General features: G+C 44.3%; 19 protein-coding genes. 17 read left to right on the forward strand and 2 right to left on the reverse strand.

What is annotated here, in order from left to right:
- The first annotated feature begins 312 nt into the window (after positions 1-312).
- From WMO65_RS21405 to WMO65_RS21485, 17 genes are all read left to right on the forward strand, one after another.
- Entirely contained in the window at positions 313-918 is a 606-nt protein-coding gene (locus tag WMO65_RS21405) for a hypothetical protein (protein ID WP_148393653.1), read from the forward strand.
- Positions 919-977: 59 nt separating this feature from the next.
- On the forward strand, positions 978-1175 hold the full coding sequence (locus WMO65_RS21410) for a nucleic acid-binding protein (protein ID WP_148393654.1): 198 nt from the start codon (positions 978-980) through the stop codon (positions 1173-1175).
- 270 nt (positions 1176-1445) lie between these two features.
- The gene (locus WMO65_RS21415) at positions 1446-2207 is read left to right on the forward strand and encodes an EFR1 family ferrodoxin (RefSeq protein WP_148393655.1); all 762 of its coding nucleotides are present in this window, start codon (positions 1446-1448) and stop codon (positions 2205-2207) included.
- A 103-nt stretch (positions 2208-2310) separates the two neighbouring features.
- On the forward strand, positions 2311-2847 hold the full coding sequence (locus WMO65_RS21420) for a CD3072 family TudS-related putative desulfidase (protein WP_148393656.1): 537 nt from the start codon (positions 2311-2313) through the stop codon (positions 2845-2847).
- Between the two features lie 500 nt (positions 2848-3347).
- Positions 3348-3569 (forward strand): MerR family transcriptional regulator, encoded by a 222-nt coding sequence (locus WMO65_RS21425; RefSeq protein WP_033139555.1) that lies wholly within the window; start codon positions 3348-3350, stop codon positions 3567-3569.
- Positions 3570-3603: 34 nt separating this feature from the next.
- Positions 3604-4122: a flavodoxin family protein gene (locus tag WMO65_RS21430; protein ID WP_033139556.1), complete on the forward strand. Its 519-nt coding sequence runs from the start codon at positions 3604-3606 to the stop codon at positions 4120-4122.
- Between the two features lie 39 nt (positions 4123-4161).
- A complete protein-coding gene (locus WMO65_RS21435; RefSeq protein WP_033139557.1) occupies positions 4162-4347 on the forward strand; it encodes an SDR family NAD(P)-dependent oxidoreductase in 186 nt (61 codons plus the stop codon).
- Positions 4348-4361: 14 nt separating this feature from the next.
- A complete protein-coding gene (locus tag WMO65_RS21440; RefSeq protein WP_197064073.1) occupies positions 4362-4619 on the forward strand; it encodes an SDR family oxidoreductase in 258 nt (85 codons plus the stop codon).
- Between the two features lie 138 nt (positions 4620-4757).
- Positions 4758-5318 carry a cyclophilin-like fold protein gene (locus tag WMO65_RS21445; RefSeq protein WP_148393657.1) on the forward strand — a complete coding sequence of 187 codons (561 nt, stop codon included), beginning with the start codon at positions 4758-4760 and terminating at the stop codon, positions 5316-5318.
- 3 nt (positions 5319-5321) lie between these two features.
- Positions 5322-5513 carry a cyclophilin-like fold protein gene (locus tag WMO65_RS21450; RefSeq protein WP_187370685.1) on the forward strand — a complete coding sequence of 64 codons (192 nt, stop codon included), beginning with the start codon at positions 5322-5324 and terminating at the stop codon, positions 5511-5513.
- Between the two features lie 15 nt (positions 5514-5528).
- Positions 5529-6395 (forward strand): DUF3737 family protein, encoded by an 867-nt coding sequence (locus WMO65_RS21455; protein WP_148393658.1) that lies wholly within the window; start codon positions 5529-5531, stop codon positions 6393-6395.
- Between the two features lie 18 nt (positions 6396-6413).
- Positions 6414-6875, forward strand: a complete 462-nt coding sequence (locus WMO65_RS21460) for a LysE family translocator (RefSeq protein ID WP_148393659.1) — start codon at positions 6414-6416, stop codon at positions 6873-6875.
- 10 nt (positions 6876-6885) lie between these two features.
- Entirely contained in the window at positions 6886-7077 is a 192-nt protein-coding gene (locus WMO65_RS21465) for a cyclophilin-like fold protein (protein WP_187370686.1), read from the forward strand.
- Positions 7074-8252 (forward strand): MalY/PatB family protein, encoded by a 1179-nt coding sequence (locus WMO65_RS21470; RefSeq protein ID WP_148393660.1) that lies wholly within the window; start codon positions 7074-7076, stop codon positions 8250-8252. Before WMO65_RS21465 ends, WMO65_RS21470 begins: the two co-directional genes overlap by 4 nt.
- Before the next feature lie 149 nt (positions 8253-8401).
- Positions 8402-9949, forward strand: coding sequence for a Y-family DNA polymerase (locus WMO65_RS21475; RefSeq protein WP_148393661.1), 1548 nt, complete (start codon positions 8402-8404; stop codon positions 9947-9949).
- 11 nt (positions 9950-9960) lie between these two features.
- Positions 9961-10419 (forward strand): hypothetical protein, encoded by a 459-nt coding sequence (locus WMO65_RS21480; RefSeq protein WP_306799942.1) that lies wholly within the window; start codon positions 9961-9963, stop codon positions 10417-10419.
- A gap of 8 nt (positions 10420-10427) precedes the next feature.
- Positions 10428-10892 carry a GNAT family N-acetyltransferase gene (locus WMO65_RS21485; RefSeq protein WP_243128860.1) on the forward strand — a complete coding sequence of 155 codons (465 nt, stop codon included), beginning with the start codon at positions 10428-10430 and terminating at the stop codon, positions 10890-10892.
- A 118-nt stretch (positions 10893-11010) separates the two neighbouring features.
- Here the strand turns inward: WMO65_RS21485 and WMO65_RS21490 are convergent, their stop codons facing one another.
- Together WMO65_RS21490 and WMO65_RS21495 are read right to left on the reverse strand one after the other, a co-directional pair.
- Entirely contained in the window at positions 11011-12195 is a 1185-nt protein-coding gene (locus tag WMO65_RS21490; protein WP_148393663.1) for an MFS transporter, read from the reverse strand.
- A gap of 54 nt (positions 12196-12249) precedes the next feature.
- On the reverse strand, positions 12250-14193 hold the full coding sequence (locus WMO65_RS21495) for an oxidoreductase (RefSeq protein ID WP_148393664.1): 1944 nt from the start codon (positions 14191-14193) through the stop codon (positions 12250-12252).
- Between the last annotated feature and the right edge of the window lie 105 nt (positions 14194-14298).

Raw genomic sequence — 14298 nt, forward strand, 5'->3', positions numbered from 1 at the left:
TCCGATATGCAACTGGTTACCTATTCATTATATGCAACTAGTTGCACAAAGTCAAGACTTATATAATAAAACCATTTAGCTGACTTTATATTGAATATTGTGTCATCTTCCGGTGTGGGAACACAATACAGTTTAAACATGGGGAAAACAGACAGCAGAACCGTAAGAATATTCATTGGTAAATGTAACGCAATCGGATGAAAATAAGCTCTGTATATGTTATCATAGAGTTAGCCGTATCAAGGGCAGTATGCCGGAAAAGGAAGAGATAACAGAGGCAAGATACCCCGGTTGGAGAAGGAGAATTTCAGAATGAAAGAAATTATTAACTTTATTGAGGCGAATGTGAATGGCAGAACGCTATTTACAGAGGAACTGATCTACAAATTGGAAAACGGTGCGCTGCAGGGCGTATACTCGGATCAAATATCTTTTTCTAATCTGAAATATTCTCAAAGTGGATTTCAGTTGGATTTGTTTATCATATCAAATGAGAAAATATGGCTTATGGGAGAGGATGGCCAACGGGAGGAACTGCGAAAGGATTTTAGTGCGGTATCCTTGTTCCGATTTGAATTGGCAGAACGGAAGAGCACGAATGCTGTGACCGGATTTTTTCGGTTTGTTTCAGCTTCAGGAAAAAGTGTGGCGGCAGAGGCTGTGGTAAGTGGGATTTATGATGTCCGTCTTGAAGATAATGTGCTGAAATTATCAGAAGATCAGGTGCTGTATCGGGATCAACCCATACAAGGTGAGCGCTTCAAACCTGTGGCGTTTCAAGCGGAACATCGTTTTTATAATGAAGACGGAAAACTGCACTATGAATACAATGGCAGATGTTTTGATGTGCACACAGAAACAATGCAGCGCAGCCGGAGTTCCGATACCTTTCCCCCGTTTCTTTCAGTCGAAAAGTAAACGGAGGCATTGTCAGACAATATTAACTTGCAGAACAGGAAAATCGTGGAGGCAGCAGGATGAGAAAATGTATTAGATGTGAGGTTAAACTAAAAGAGAATTTTGATGTAAAAGTGGAAGGCGCGGCATATGGACTGAAAATAACAAAGCCCGGTATTTTTAAAGAAACTCTGGGTAAGGTACATTGTGCAGTATGCCCGTCCTGCGGATACATTGCGTTTTATTTGGATGATCCTTCTAAAATATCAGAAAGTTAAATATCCGTGAAAACCGGTGCATAGCAGACTTATAAATGCGAAGACAGCAGCGAAGAAGATTTTGGAATACTGCCAATAACAGTTTCGTGTGGGTTCACATTGTTTGATTCCGAAAACAGCGGCTATGTTCTTTATAGAAAACCATGATATAAAAGCGGGAATTCGGGAAGGATGGAAAGCAATGAGGAAAATGTGGAAGTTCATTCGAGCTGTCGGCATTTTAGAATATAAGGTGTAGCGAAAAGGGGTAAAGAGTGAAAGGGGCAATAGATGATTGGAATATATTTTAGCGGAACGGGAAACTCGAAATATTGTATTGAGAAGTTTCTACAGGAATATGATTCGGGAGCAGAGGCGTTCAGTATTGAAAATGAAGAACTGCTCATAAAAATCAGAGAACATGAGGATCTCGTATTCAGTTATCCCGTACAGTTCAGTAACCTTCCGAAAATCGTGAAAGATTTTGTGGATCAGCATCATCAGCTGTGGAAGAACAAGCGGGTTTTTGTCATTGCAACAATGGGCCTGTTCAGCGGTGACGGAGCCGGCTTGCTGGCACGTATGTTACATCAGCACGGTGCTGTGATCACTGGTGGGCTGCATTTGAAAATGCCGGACAGTATCAGCGACGAAAAAGCACTCAAACGTTCAATTGAGAAAAACAGGCATCTTGTTGCAGATGCGGGAAAAAAGGCCGCTGAAGCCGCATACAAAACAAAAAATGGAACTCCGCCTCAGGAGGGCATCGGACCCTTTTATCATCTGGCAGGCCTATTTGGACAACGGCTTTACTTTTATAACCGGACAAAGCACTATACAGATCAATTGAAAATAAATACTCATAAATGTACCGGCTGCGGACTATGCGCGGCAGTGTGTCCCATGAAAAACATTACTCTGGTGGATGGCAGAGCTAAGTCGGGTAATCAATGCACAATGTGCTATCGCTGCATCAACCGCTGCCCCAGACAGGCCATCACATTGTTGGGAAAACGCATTGTAGAGCAATGCAGGATAGAGAACTATCTCTGATAGAAAGCGTATCTCCTACAGCGGAATAGAAGTATGAGCCATGAAGCTATAGAAGTGATTTTCAGGTTAACCGGTTGAATATTTGAAAGTGTGAGGATAAAATATGTTCCATGATAAGAGAAGTAAAAAAGTTGTTTTTATTGCACATTGCCTTTTAAACCAAAATTCTATTTCCGATGGAACGGCGGTATATCCGGCAGCATTTAAAGAGGTTATTGATTTTTTCTTAAATTCTGATGTTGGTATCGTCCAAATGCCTTGTCCGGAGTTTTGCTGTTTAGGACTTGACAGGGGAAATATCTACGGAGCAGATAGTCCGGTAGTGGTAGAGAATACAAGAATACGTTCAGCAATGAAAAATGACAGCTTGAATATAAAACTGGCAGGGCTGGCAGATCTTGTAGTACAACAAATTGTGGAGTATAAAAAATACGGATTTGAAGTTATCGGCATGATTGGGGCAAACCGATCTCCAAATTGTGGTGTAGACACAACATCAGACTATAATGCAGAAATCAATGGAATGGGGTTATTTGTAGAAAAAATTGTTAAGCGGCTTTCGGAAGAGAACATATCTGTTCCTATGATAGGTATAAAAGGAACTGACAACATTCGGGAAAAACTTCAGCAGTTAATATAGGAATAGTGTTGCATGCTATTGCCATGCAGAAAAAGAATGAAAATGTGATCTCAATTGCTACCTTTTTGACCAATTCTAATATTTCTTCAATATCTCATCTGCTTGTTTGCACAAGGTCATTCCTTCTTCTGTCAGAGTGACCTTTCGTGAATCGTTTGTTCCCCATATCAGAAACTGCTTGCCAAATTCCTCCTCCATATTTTTAATTTATGTCGAAAGTATTGAAAGTGCTGGCTGGGAGAGGAAGCGATGCAGCTGTCCTTACAATACTCTATTTTCTTGCTATCTCCAGAAAATCATGAAGTATCCGTAATTCCATCTGGAAATTTCCTTTACAATTAGATTTATAATACATTAACACAAAATAGTATAGGTTTTAACTATAACAATCAATATAATATAAGTATTGGCTATTTTATTATTTACAGATTATACTGATATGGAGAACAGAAGTTGCCGTATATTGCCTGAAAGATCAGAGAGAAGGTGACGATAGTAGAATGATAAATCTTGAGACCAGAGAAACAGTTGTTCAAAATCTCAAAGATGCGGGATGCAGTATAGATATGATTGAATATTTCATGAAATGCTATGACTCGGAAAATTTGAGTGAACAGCTGTTTTTACTGGAAAAACACAGAAAGCAGCTTCTAAGCAAGGTACATAAAGAGGAAGAACATATCTCCTGTCTGGATTACCTTGTTTACCAGCTGAAAAAATAAACAGCTTATAGAGTGAGTAGAAAGAAGGGCATTTATGAATATCTTAGTGTTGAACGGCAGCCCCAGAAAGAATGGGAATACTGCCGCATTGGTCTCGGCTTTCTTAGAAGGAGCGGCAGAGAAACATCACAATATCACAGTTATCCCGGTCTGCAGCAAACATATATCCGGATGTCTGGCATGTGAATACTGCCATACAAAAGGAAACGGAGTCTGTATACAGAAGGATGATATGCAGGAGATCTATCCCCTTTTATCAGAAGCTGAAATGATCGTACTGGCATCCCCTGTTTATTACCACAGCTTTACCGGACAGCTGCAATGCGCCATTAACCGCATCTATGCCTTAGATAAACCAAAGAACCTGAAAAAAGCGGCGCTGATTTTAAGCTCCGGCAGCGACAAGGTTTATGACGGAGCAGTCTATGAATATGAGAATTCATTTCTGGATTATCTGAATCTGGAAAATATGGGAATCTTTACGGCATTTGACAAGCAGAATAAATCCGAAGAGAAGTTGGACGAATTAAGAGCGTTTGGAAGAAGCTTGTAAACAGGAATTCAGCAGATTAAAAAAGGAGCTTTGAATATTATGGAAGCAAAAATGTTAGATGGAAAAGTGGCAATGATTACCGGGGCAAGTTATGGAATGGGGCAGTCTATGGCGGAACTGTTTGCCGAAGAAGGCGCCAGTGTTGTGCTCACTGCCAGAGGAAGAGAAAAACTGGATCAGGTAGTAGAAGGAATACGTCCACAAAAGGGGCACTCAATACCCTGACAAAAAATGTTGCCATGAGGCTGGTAGATACCAATATCAGATGCAATGCGGTGGCTCCGGGGGCAACGGTTACGCCGGCGCATCTGGCAAACAGGGCTGGTGAGCAGCCGGGCGGAGCAAAAATGCTGGAATACAGCGGACATTATGTGTATTTTCCGGGACCGGAATGCGACCCTTTGGATCAGGCGTATGCCTGTTTATATCTTGCGAGCAAAATGGGAAAAGCAGTCCGGGGACAGGTGCTGCAGGTCTGCAATGGGGCATTTCTATAAAATTGGCATTTCCGTGATGAAGCTCAGGTTCCGCCCTTTTGTATTGACCGGGCGGCCAAGGCAGAGCACAGAGCCGATTCCGTACACCACTATAAATGCCCGGAAAAGGTCTGCTCTGCCGGTATCAGGAGGATGGATATGAAAAGAATGATAATTTTAATCGCTGTAATATTCCTGCTGCTTGGCATAACCGGATGCGGGAATTCAAACAGCACGGGAATCCCGTATAACACATCCGCGGATCCGGCACAGCAGAACAATCCGGAAAATCATAAAGCAGTTGAAAAAAATGATATACAGCAGACGGAACAGAATGAAAGCGGACCAACAGACAAAGAGGAGAACAATACTATGAAAATATCTGTAAAATCAGCGAATTATGAAATGATTTATGAACTGAACAACAGTCAGGCTGCCAAAGCATTGTATGCACAGCTGCCGCTGACAATGGAAGTGAAGCCTTTCAGCAGCAATGAAATGACTTTTTATCCTACGCAGAAGCTGGATACATCGGGTACCCCGTTAAGCGGTGGTGAAACTGGGTCTTTGTCCTACTACGAACCGTGGGGAGATGTAGTGATGTTCTATGCTCCCTGTGACCCGAACAGCAGCCTGTATGAGCTTGGAACTATTCTCTCCGGTAAAGAGGATATTGATAAACTGAATGGTACCATTACAATTTCAGTTTATAAGGAATAGGATATCCCTTCCGATTCGGAAACCGTGACATCGGAAAAGGCCGGGGAAGTCTATTACTCGGACCCTAACCGTATTGTATTGTTTTACCGGGACGCTGAAATTACGGGAGAATATACCAGGATAGGGACATTTGATGCAACGGATGACTTTGTGACCGCGGTAGAAGAAAAACAAAATGATAATATTTCAAAATAAAAGGAGAGACAGGAAATGAAAGAAATCAGACAGGAGTATCTAACAGGGGAACGTGCACTTTTTAATGGTGAGAATTTAAAAATATACGACACCATATTTGCAGATGGGGAGTCACCGCTGAAGGAAAGTCATGATATTGAACTTTACGGCAGCATGTTCAAGTGGAAGTATCCCTTATGGTACTGTAAGAATATTACCGCTGAGGACTGTACATGGTTTGAGATGGGCCGCGCTGGTGTTTGGTATACAGACAATATCATGGTAAAGAATGCAGTTATTGAGGCACCGAAGAATTTCCGACGATGTCATGGCGTGACCCTTCAAAATGTGAATTTTCCCAATGCGACAGAAACTCTGTGGAACTGTGAAGATGTTATTATGGAGCAGGTAAGGGCCAGGGGTGACTACTTTGCCATGAACAGCCGGAATATGAAGCTTCGGGATTTTCAGTTAGTTGGTAATTATTCCTTTGACGGGGTTAAAAATATGGAAATCCATAATGCCAGACTGCTTTCAAAAGATGCTTTCTGGAACAGCGAAAACGTGACTGTATATGATTCCTTTATTTCAGGGGAATATCTGGGCTGGAATGCCAGGAACCTGACTCTGATCAACTGTACGGTAGAAAGTCTGCAGGGAATGTGCTATATCGACAATCTTGTCATGAAAAACTGCAGACTGCTGAATACCACCCTTGCATTCGAGTATTCTACTGTGGATGCAGAAATTAACGGGAAGATTGACAGCGTCATGAATCCGTCGGGAGGAAGCATCCGGGCGGATTACATTAAGGAATTGATTATTGAAAAAGATAAAGTAGATCCGGATAAAACAGTCATTACCTGCACAATGGAACAAGATTCGGAGAAGATGGCGGTTTAGCAAAAAAAAATCCGGCAGATGAACAGACAGGAATGGAGAGGAAGGAACAGATGGGCATTTTTTCTGCTTCAGCATGAAAGCGTTATGAACATGATCGGAAGCTGTTTGATTCTGGGCATGGGCATCAGCATGTTCACGAAAATAAACGCAGGATCCCAGGATATGCCGGACAACGCCGGAGGTTTCCGGATGTTCGCGGCTTCCTTTGCAGTGGGAATCACAAACCCGGCAGCCATCCTTACGTTTCTGTTTGCGTTTTCCTGGTTTGGTATTGATGGACGGATGGAACCTGCGGATGGAATCGGATTGGTTTGCGGTGTGTTTATCGGAACTTATATTTGGTGGGGAACGCTTTCCGGTGTGGTTACCTTATTAAAGAAAAAAGCCGGGAACAATCATCTGTCAGCCATGAACCGGATATTTGGAACGATCCTGATCCTTTTTGGGGCAGTGGTGCTGGTTCGGAGTTTTCTTCACTGAGGATATGAGTTTGGCAGTATCCATACAGGAGACATTATGCTCTTTGGCTCTGACTGCCTTGTCTTTTTTTGAGGACTTCAGCACATCTTACAGCTATACCAGGATCGGCCATATCGAAGATGCAGGAAATTTTGCAGACACCCTGGCAAGCGGAACCGTAGAAGTCATGTTTGAGACAGGGGAACAGGAGGAGAAGAAATGAAATTTCTATTTGATGAAAAGATAGACCGCAGAAATACAGGATCCATGAAATGGGATGTGGATGAAAATGAACTTCCCATGTGGGTGGCTGACATGGATTTTCAGACAGCGCCGGAAATAACGGCAAGTATGATGGAAAGAGCCGGACAGAGAGTATTCGGATATACGATAGTGACAGATGAGTGGTACGAGGCTTACAAAAATTGGTGGAAAAACCGGCATCAGTTTGAAATCAGAAGAGAGTGGCTGGTTTTTTGTACCGGTGTCGTACCCGCTATATCCAGTATTGTCCGTAAGATTACGACTGTCGGGGAGAATGTGATAGTAATGACTCCGGTATATAACATATTCTTTCATTCCATCGTGAATAATGGCAGGAATATACTGGAGAACCGACTGAAATATGATGGAGATGCGTATCAGATCGATTTTACAGATTTGGAAGAAAAACTTCAAGATACCCAGACGACCCTTCTGCTCCTTTGCAACCCCCATAATCCGGTGGGGAAAATCTGGGACAGAGAAACACTTCAGAGAATCGGGGACTTATGTGTCAAATATCACGTGACTGTTTTATCAGATGAGATACACTGCGATATTACAGAGCCTGGTTATGATTATACACCGTTTGCCTCTGTATCGGAGAACTGCCGGAATAACAGCATCACATGCGTATCCCCTACAAAGGCATTTAATCTGGCGGGGATTCAGACGGCTGCTGTGATTGTTCCGAATGACAATCTGAGGCATAAAGTTGTCCGAGGACTGAATACTGATGAAGTGGCAGAGCCTAATGTATTTGCAGCCATATCGCCGATCGCGGCATTTGGCAGGGGCGGTGAATGGCTGGATGCCCTGAGAGAATATCTGTGGGAGAACAGGAGGTATGCAGAGGAGTACATAAAAAATGAGATTAAAGGTGTATCCGCCGTTCCCGCCAGGGCAACATATCTGCTCTGGATTGACTGCAGGTCTATAACTGGAGATTCATCGGAACTCTGTCGTTTTATCCGCAGCCACAGCGGCTTATACCTGTCAGACGGAAACGATTACCGGAACGGGAGTGGCTTCCTGCGCATGAATCTGGCATGTCCAAGGCAGCAGGTGGAAGATGGAATGAAACGTCTGAGGGACAGTGTGAAAGCTTACGAGTCATGGGTCTGTGAACCGAGTTAAAACCATGCGTGTATTTTAATAAAGATAGAACATATATTCGACAAAGCCTTGATTTAAGTGAATAAATATACTATGCTATATAATATAAAAAAACTATTCAGATATGCCTTATACATTGTGTAATCAGTATGGAAACACTGAGGCAGAAAATGAAGGAGGAATTTTATGTGACCGGTAATCGTACTTATATAGCTATAGATCTTAAGTCCTTTTACGCTTCGGTGGAATGCCGCGAAAGACAGCTTGACCCATTGACCACAAATCTTGTTGTAGCGGATGCAGGCCGCACGGAAAAGACCATATGCCTTGCTGTGTCACCATCCCTAAAAAACTATGGGATTCACGGACGGCCAAGATTATTTGAAGTAGTGCAGACCATGCGAAAGGTTAATGCCCGACGTTTAAGTGCATCGCCCGGGCACACCTTCACAGGTTCCTCATATGATGCGAATGAATTAGATGCGTCACCGGAACTTTCAGCGGACTATATCATTGCTCCGCCGAGAATGTCCTGCTACCTGGAATACAGTACACGTATTTATGATATTTATTTAAAATATATTGCCCCCGAGGACATCCATGTCTATTCGATTGATGAGGTTTTTATGGATGTTACAAATTATTTGAGCACATATGCCGTTTCACCCCGTAAACTTGCAAAAAGTATCATGCAGGATGTGCTTAAGAATACTGGTATAACGGCAACGGCGGGAATCGGAACCAATATGTATCTGGCGAAAGTTGCCATGGATATTGTTGCCAAGCACATCCCCCCGGACAAAGAAAGGGTCCGTATTGCAAGCCTGAATGAAATGTCTTACAGAAAAATACTTTGGGACCATCAGCCGTTGACCGACTTTTGGAGAGTCGGAAAGGGTTATGCAAAAAAGCTGGAACAAAATGGACTGTATACCATGGGAGATATCGCACGCTGCTCCATGGGAAAACCAAATGAATACCATAATGAAGAGCTGCTGTATAAGCTGTTTGGAGTTAATGCGGAATTATTGATCGACCATGCCTGGGGATGGGAACCCTGCACAATCGCTGATATTAAAAATTATAAACCGGCAGAAAAAAGTATCGGTTCCGGCCAGGTGCTGCCGTGTCCATATGCATTTCAAAAGGCAAGGCTTGTCGTTCGTGAGATGACGGACCAGCTGGCACTTGACCTGGTTGACAAAGAGCTTGTGACAGACCAGCTTGTGCTGACTGTTTCCTATGATATAGAGAATCTGAAAGACCCTGACATTAAAAAGATGTATAAGGGTGAAATTTCTGCAGACCGCTATGGCCGGAAGGCTCCAAAACATGCCCATGGCACAATAAATCTAAAGAAAAAGACGTCTTCTGCAAAGCTGCTCCTGAATGCGGTTACTGAGCTGTATGACAGAATTGTTGACAGAAATCTGTTAGTAAGAAGAATGTATATTTCTGCAAATCGTTTGGCTGCAGAAGGAACAGCAGAAATGGGAGAGAAAGAATATGAGCAGCTTGACCTATTCACTGATTATGAGGCACTGAAAAAAAAGAAGGAAGAGGAAGAAGCGGAGCTTCAGCGGGAAAAGAAAATGCAGCAGGCGCTGCTGAGTATTAAAAAGAAATACGGGAAAAATGCAATTCTGAAAGGCATGAACCTGGAAGAAGGAGCGACAGCGGTAGAACGCAATAAGCAGATTGGCGGCCATAAGGCATAGAAGGGAGATAAATGATGTTAAATAGAAATTCACATGCTTATGACGATATTATCAGTCTGCCGCATCATATCTCATCCCACCATCCTCAGATGCCGATACATGACAGGGCAGCGCAATTTGCTCCGTTTGCAGCTCTCAGCGGACATGAAGCCGCTATTTGGGAGACGGCAAGACGGACAGAAGAAAGAATGGAGCTGGATGAGGATGCAAAGGCTGTTTTGGACGAAAAAATGGCAATGTTACAGATACTGCTTCCCAGACAACCACAGATAACCGTGACTTATTTTAAGCCGGACGAAAAAAAGAGCGGCGGCTCCTATATTACGGTAACCGAGAATATAAAGAAGATAGACGAGTATGAGGATACCATAATGCTGGCTGATGGTTTGAAGATTTTTGTGAAAGAGATATGTAATATCGAAGGGGATATATTCACCGGGAAACTGCCGAAAACGCACAACATACGCTGAAAGAAATTATAAATGAAAGTCTTGAAGAAACTAAAAAATTTTACTATGAAAGATATGCAGCAAAATATGAATTACCACAAGCATACGCATACGCCATTTGCCTTAAAAGTGATAACCTTCCGATCGGTTATATTAAAGTTGATATGGAAGAACATCACGACTTTGGTTATGGACTCCGAAAGGAATTTTGGCATCAGGGAATTGTGTCAGAGGCGGCGAAAGCTGTTATTGAGCAGGTAAAAAAAGACGGTCTTCCCTATATCACGGCAACTCATGACAGGAAAAATCTGAGAAGCGGAAAGGTTATGCAAAAAGTGGGCATGAAATATTGTTATTCGTATGAAGAACAGTGGCAGCCCAAAAATATTCCCGTAATATTTAGAATGTACCAATTAAATTTTAACGGCAATGAGGATTTTGTATATAAAAAGTATTGGGATATGTATGAAAATCATTTCATTGAAGAATTGTAAACGGACCGCGTAATACAAAGCCCGGCTTTTCGGGATTAAGAGTTAGAATTTTCGTTAATAACTGCCGGACCAGGAAAGATTCCGGCAGTTGGTGTAAGATCCATTCTTGTTTTATACTTTATATTGTTTTCTTATTTCCGGCGAATCCAATCACCGTAAATGCCACTGCCAGTACAAGTAATATAATAATAGAGAACAGCATGGCTCCCTGTGTTCCGGATAGTTTCCCGGAAGCTGCAAAGGCTGCGCCGCCGGCTGTCACCAGGTACGGGCACACGGTCATACCTGCATTCTGCATGCAGGTGGCAATGGAAACTGCCATACCGGAAGAAGCCTGTGGAACCGCTCCGCCTGCGCCGTTTAAGATGCACGGCATACAGATGGAGAAGGCAAGTCCGCAGATAAACGCGCCCAGATAGGACATGGGAAGGTTAGCGGCAAATGTCATGATCAGGAAGGATAATGACAGTACCACACAGCCAACGGTAAGCGTAAGTTTCTTGAATATATCTGCAATTTTGCCGAAAATAAATCCCATAACAAATCCGCCAAGGGCGAAACATGCCAGTGAATAACCGGCTGCCACCGTGTCACCCAGACCTTGTTCCGTGATGAGGGAGGATGCAAAGTTGGCATATGTCTGTGCACCGGACATATAGACAAAGAACGCCGCGCACCATACCCACATCATAGCGGTAGGACGAAATTTCCCCTTTTCACCGGAAGAACTTGTCTTAACCGGCTGCTTGTAGGGGATACAGGTGACAGCGGCTATCAGGGATACCATTGCGATGAGATGAACTAAAAACGCAATATTCCAGCTGATTCTGCCCAGGTTGCCTGAGACCAATGAAAAGAAGATCGCACCGAGCATCTGGAATGCGGTCATATTTCCCATGACTTTCGCCCTCTCGGCCGGGTCTTCAAAATTCTCAATAACCAGTGCCGGACAGAGGGACTGGACGATTCCCACGCCTACGCCGAAGATAAGGCGCATGACAAGGATCAGCCCCAGACTGTCCATAAAGTAAGGCAGAACTCCCCCCACAAGCCAGAAGAGAACGCCTGCAATCATCAATGTCTTTTTCGGGACAAAATCCATCAGTTTTCCTGTAACCAATGTGACCAGTATAACCACCAGACAGGGCGCAGAAATCAGATATGCGACAACTTTTGTCTGGCCTGCCTCGGGGAAGGCTGCGGCAATACTTGCAATATTGCTTGCCACAGCGATAGCCCCCATCATCAGGATGGCACACAGGTAAATGGCGGTTTTCACCCTTCGGTTGCTGCCTTTTTCCATAATGTTAATCCTTTCATGTTCCAATATGGAGTAGTTAAGTCATAAATCGAGTCTTTAAATATCAATTGCCCGGTAATAACCCGTAGTGACAGCTTCCACAACACGTCCTGCCTTGATACAGTCACCTGTTTCAAATACACGTGGTGCTGCATTGTAAAAGCTTTCGGCAGTTTTTCGGTCAGCTTTCATTCCGGCTGCCAGCAGGATATTATCTGCGGGGATAACAAGCTCGCCCTCAGGAGTCTGGCATACAAGGCCTTTGTCAGTGATTGCCTTTGCCGTGGTGTTCACATGGATCTTGATGTTGCTGTCGCGCATATAAATCTTCATGGCATTTTTGTGCATGAAATAGGAATCTGCTGCCCAGTCATCTTTCATTTCAACGATGGTTACGTCTTTGCCGAGTCCGTCCAGGTAAATGGCGCATTCGGAACCGACAAGTCCACCGCCGAGGATGACAACCTTCTGTCCAAGGGCCGGTTCCGGCTGATGAAGAGCGGTAAGCCCCACAACTTTTTCATTGTCAATTCCCGGAATCGGCGGAACAATGGGTTTGGCACCGATGGCAGTGATGATAACGTCAGCATTTTCTGCGGCTGCCTGCTCTGCGGTCAACTCTGTGTTCAGGCGTACATCCACACCTGATTTGGCAAGGCGGCCTTCCAGTACTTTGACAAAATTATACATATCCTGTTTAAATGGTATGTACTGCTCGGAGAGAAGCTGTCCTCCGAGACGGCTGTTTTTCTCGTAAAGAGTGACAGAATGTCCCCGTCCTGCGGCTGTGATGGCTGCTTCCATACCGCCGGGGCCGCCGCCCACTACGATGACTTTCTTCGGTGTTGTAGGCGGAAAGGCATGTTTGTGTTCCAGCTCATTGCCGACAACCGGATTGAAAGCGCAGCAGAAGGTTCTGTTTGTCAGGTAGTTGTAGAAGCAGGTGAAGCAGCGGCAGCAGCGGGTGATGTCGTCTTTGTTGCCGGAAAATGCTTTTTCCGGAAAGTAGGGGTCACAGATGGACTGACGGGCAATCTCTATGATATCTGCTTTGCCTGTGGCGATGATTTCCTCCATCATATCCGGGTCGTTGAGGCCGCCCAGGGTAGCCACCGGTGTCTTGACGTGCTTCTTGATCTCTGCGGCCAGATATACGTTGCAGCCGTGCTCAATGAACATGGACGGATGTGTACGCACAAATACTTCCGGGTCTTCGTGAACGCCGGCGGATACATGGATAATGTCAACTTTGCCGTCTATGGCTTTTGCCATCTCGATTCCCTCTTCGATACCGTATCCGCCTTTGGTAAACTCGGCACCGCTCATACGGAATTCGATGGGGAAATCAGGACCTACGGCTTCCCTTACTTTTTCAATGACAAGAAGAGAAAAACGCATACGGTTTTCCAGGCTGCCGCCCCATCTGTCTGTTCTGTGGTTCATAGCCGGGGAGCTGAACTGTCCAAGGAGCCAGCCGTGTCCGCCGTGAATCAGTACCATATCGAATCCGGCTTCCTTTACCAGTTTGGCAGCCTGGCCAAAGCAGTCGGCAACTCTGTAGATGTCTTCTTCCGTCATGCTGCGGACCGGATGTCCTTCTCCGTTGATCTCGTCGTTGGGGCCGATATTGACACCTTCTGCGCTTCCATGGCCCCGGGCATTGGCGAATTTGCCGCCGTGGGCAAGTTCCATAACGGCATTGCAGTTATGGCGGTGCATGGCGTTAGCAGCTTCCTTCAGGGAGGGAAGCGACATAACATCGTAGAGCTTGACTTCCTTCGTGTGGGAACGTCCGATGGCATCCACGATGCCAAGACCGATGGCAACGCCTGCCAGGCCGCCGCGGGCACGGTTCTCGTGAAATGCGATTTCTTCCTTGCGCATATTACAGTCAGAGTCTAATTCGGGATTAGACATGGGAGCGCCCAGGATTCTGTTCTTGAATGTCAGGTTGTTGATGGTGATTGGGCTGGCAAGATGCGGATAATACTTATTTTTCATTGGGAAACCTCCTTAGTTTCGTTTACGTTTGTTTGATAAGTTAAATATATAACAAATTCCGCGATTGAAAAAGAAGAAAAAACATTGTACTATTACAAGGAAAAG

The sequence above is a fragment of the Blautia caccae genome, from assembly GCF_040095955.1.
Taxonomy (GTDB): Bacteria; Bacillota; Clostridia; order Lachnospirales; family Lachnospiraceae; genus Blautia; species Blautia celeris.

What these genes read in the sequence shown, in the direction of transcription:
- WMO65_RS21495 (WP_148393664.1), bottom strand. Translation starts at nt 14,193, where the DNA reads ATGAAAAATAAGTATTATCCGCATCTTGCCAGCCCAATCACCATCAAC.
- WMO65_RS21490 (WP_148393663.1), bottom strand. Translation starts at nt 12,195, where the DNA reads ATGGAAAAAGGCAGCAACCGAAGGGTGAAAACCGCCATTTACCTGTGT.
- WMO65_RS21435 (WP_033139557.1), top strand. Translation starts at nt 4,162, where the DNA reads ATGGAAGCAAAAATGTTAGATGGAAAAGTGGCAATGATTACCGGGGCA.
- WMO65_RS21475 (WP_148393661.1), top strand. Translation starts at nt 8,402, where the DNA reads ATGAAGGAGGAATTTTATGTGACCGGTAATCGTACTTATATAGCTATA.
- WMO65_RS21405 (WP_148393653.1), top strand. Translation starts at nt 313, where the DNA reads ATGAAAGAAATTATTAACTTTATTGAGGCGAATGTGAATGGCAGAACG.
- WMO65_RS21455 (WP_148393658.1), top strand. Translation starts at nt 5,529, where the DNA reads ATGAAAGAAATCAGACAGGAGTATCTAACAGGGGAACGTGCACTTTTT.
- WMO65_RS21445 (WP_148393657.1), top strand. Translation starts at nt 4,758, where the DNA reads ATGAAAAGAATGATAATTTTAATCGCTGTAATATTCCTGCTGCTTGGC.
- WMO65_RS21470 (WP_148393660.1), top strand. Translation starts at nt 7,074, where the DNA reads ATGAAATTTCTATTTGATGAAAAGATAGACCGCAGAAATACAGGATCC.
- WMO65_RS21430 (WP_033139556.1), top strand. Translation starts at nt 3,604, where the DNA reads ATGAATATCTTAGTGTTGAACGGCAGCCCCAGAAAGAATGGGAATACT.
- WMO65_RS21480 (WP_306799942.1), top strand. Translation starts at nt 9,961, where the DNA reads ATGATGTTAAATAGAAATTCACATGCTTATGACGATATTATCAGTCTG.
- WMO65_RS21460 (WP_148393659.1), top strand. Translation starts at nt 6,414, where the DNA reads ATGAACAGACAGGAATGGAGAGGAAGGAACAGATGGGCATTTTTTCTG.
- WMO65_RS21410 (WP_148393654.1), top strand. Translation starts at nt 978, where the DNA reads ATGAGAAAATGTATTAGATGTGAGGTTAAACTAAAAGAGAATTTTGAT.
- WMO65_RS21415 (WP_148393655.1), top strand. Translation starts at nt 1,446, where the DNA reads ATGATTGGAATATATTTTAGCGGAACGGGAAACTCGAAATATTGTATT.
- WMO65_RS21420 (WP_148393656.1), top strand. Translation starts at nt 2,311, where the DNA reads ATGTTCCATGATAAGAGAAGTAAAAAAGTTGTTTTTATTGCACATTGC.
- WMO65_RS21425 (WP_033139555.1), top strand. Translation starts at nt 3,348, where the DNA reads ATGATAAATCTTGAGACCAGAGAAACAGTTGTTCAAAATCTCAAAGAT.
- WMO65_RS21440 (WP_197064073.1), top strand. Translation starts at nt 4,362, where the DNA reads ATGAGGCTGGTAGATACCAATATCAGATGCAATGCGGTGGCTCCGGGG.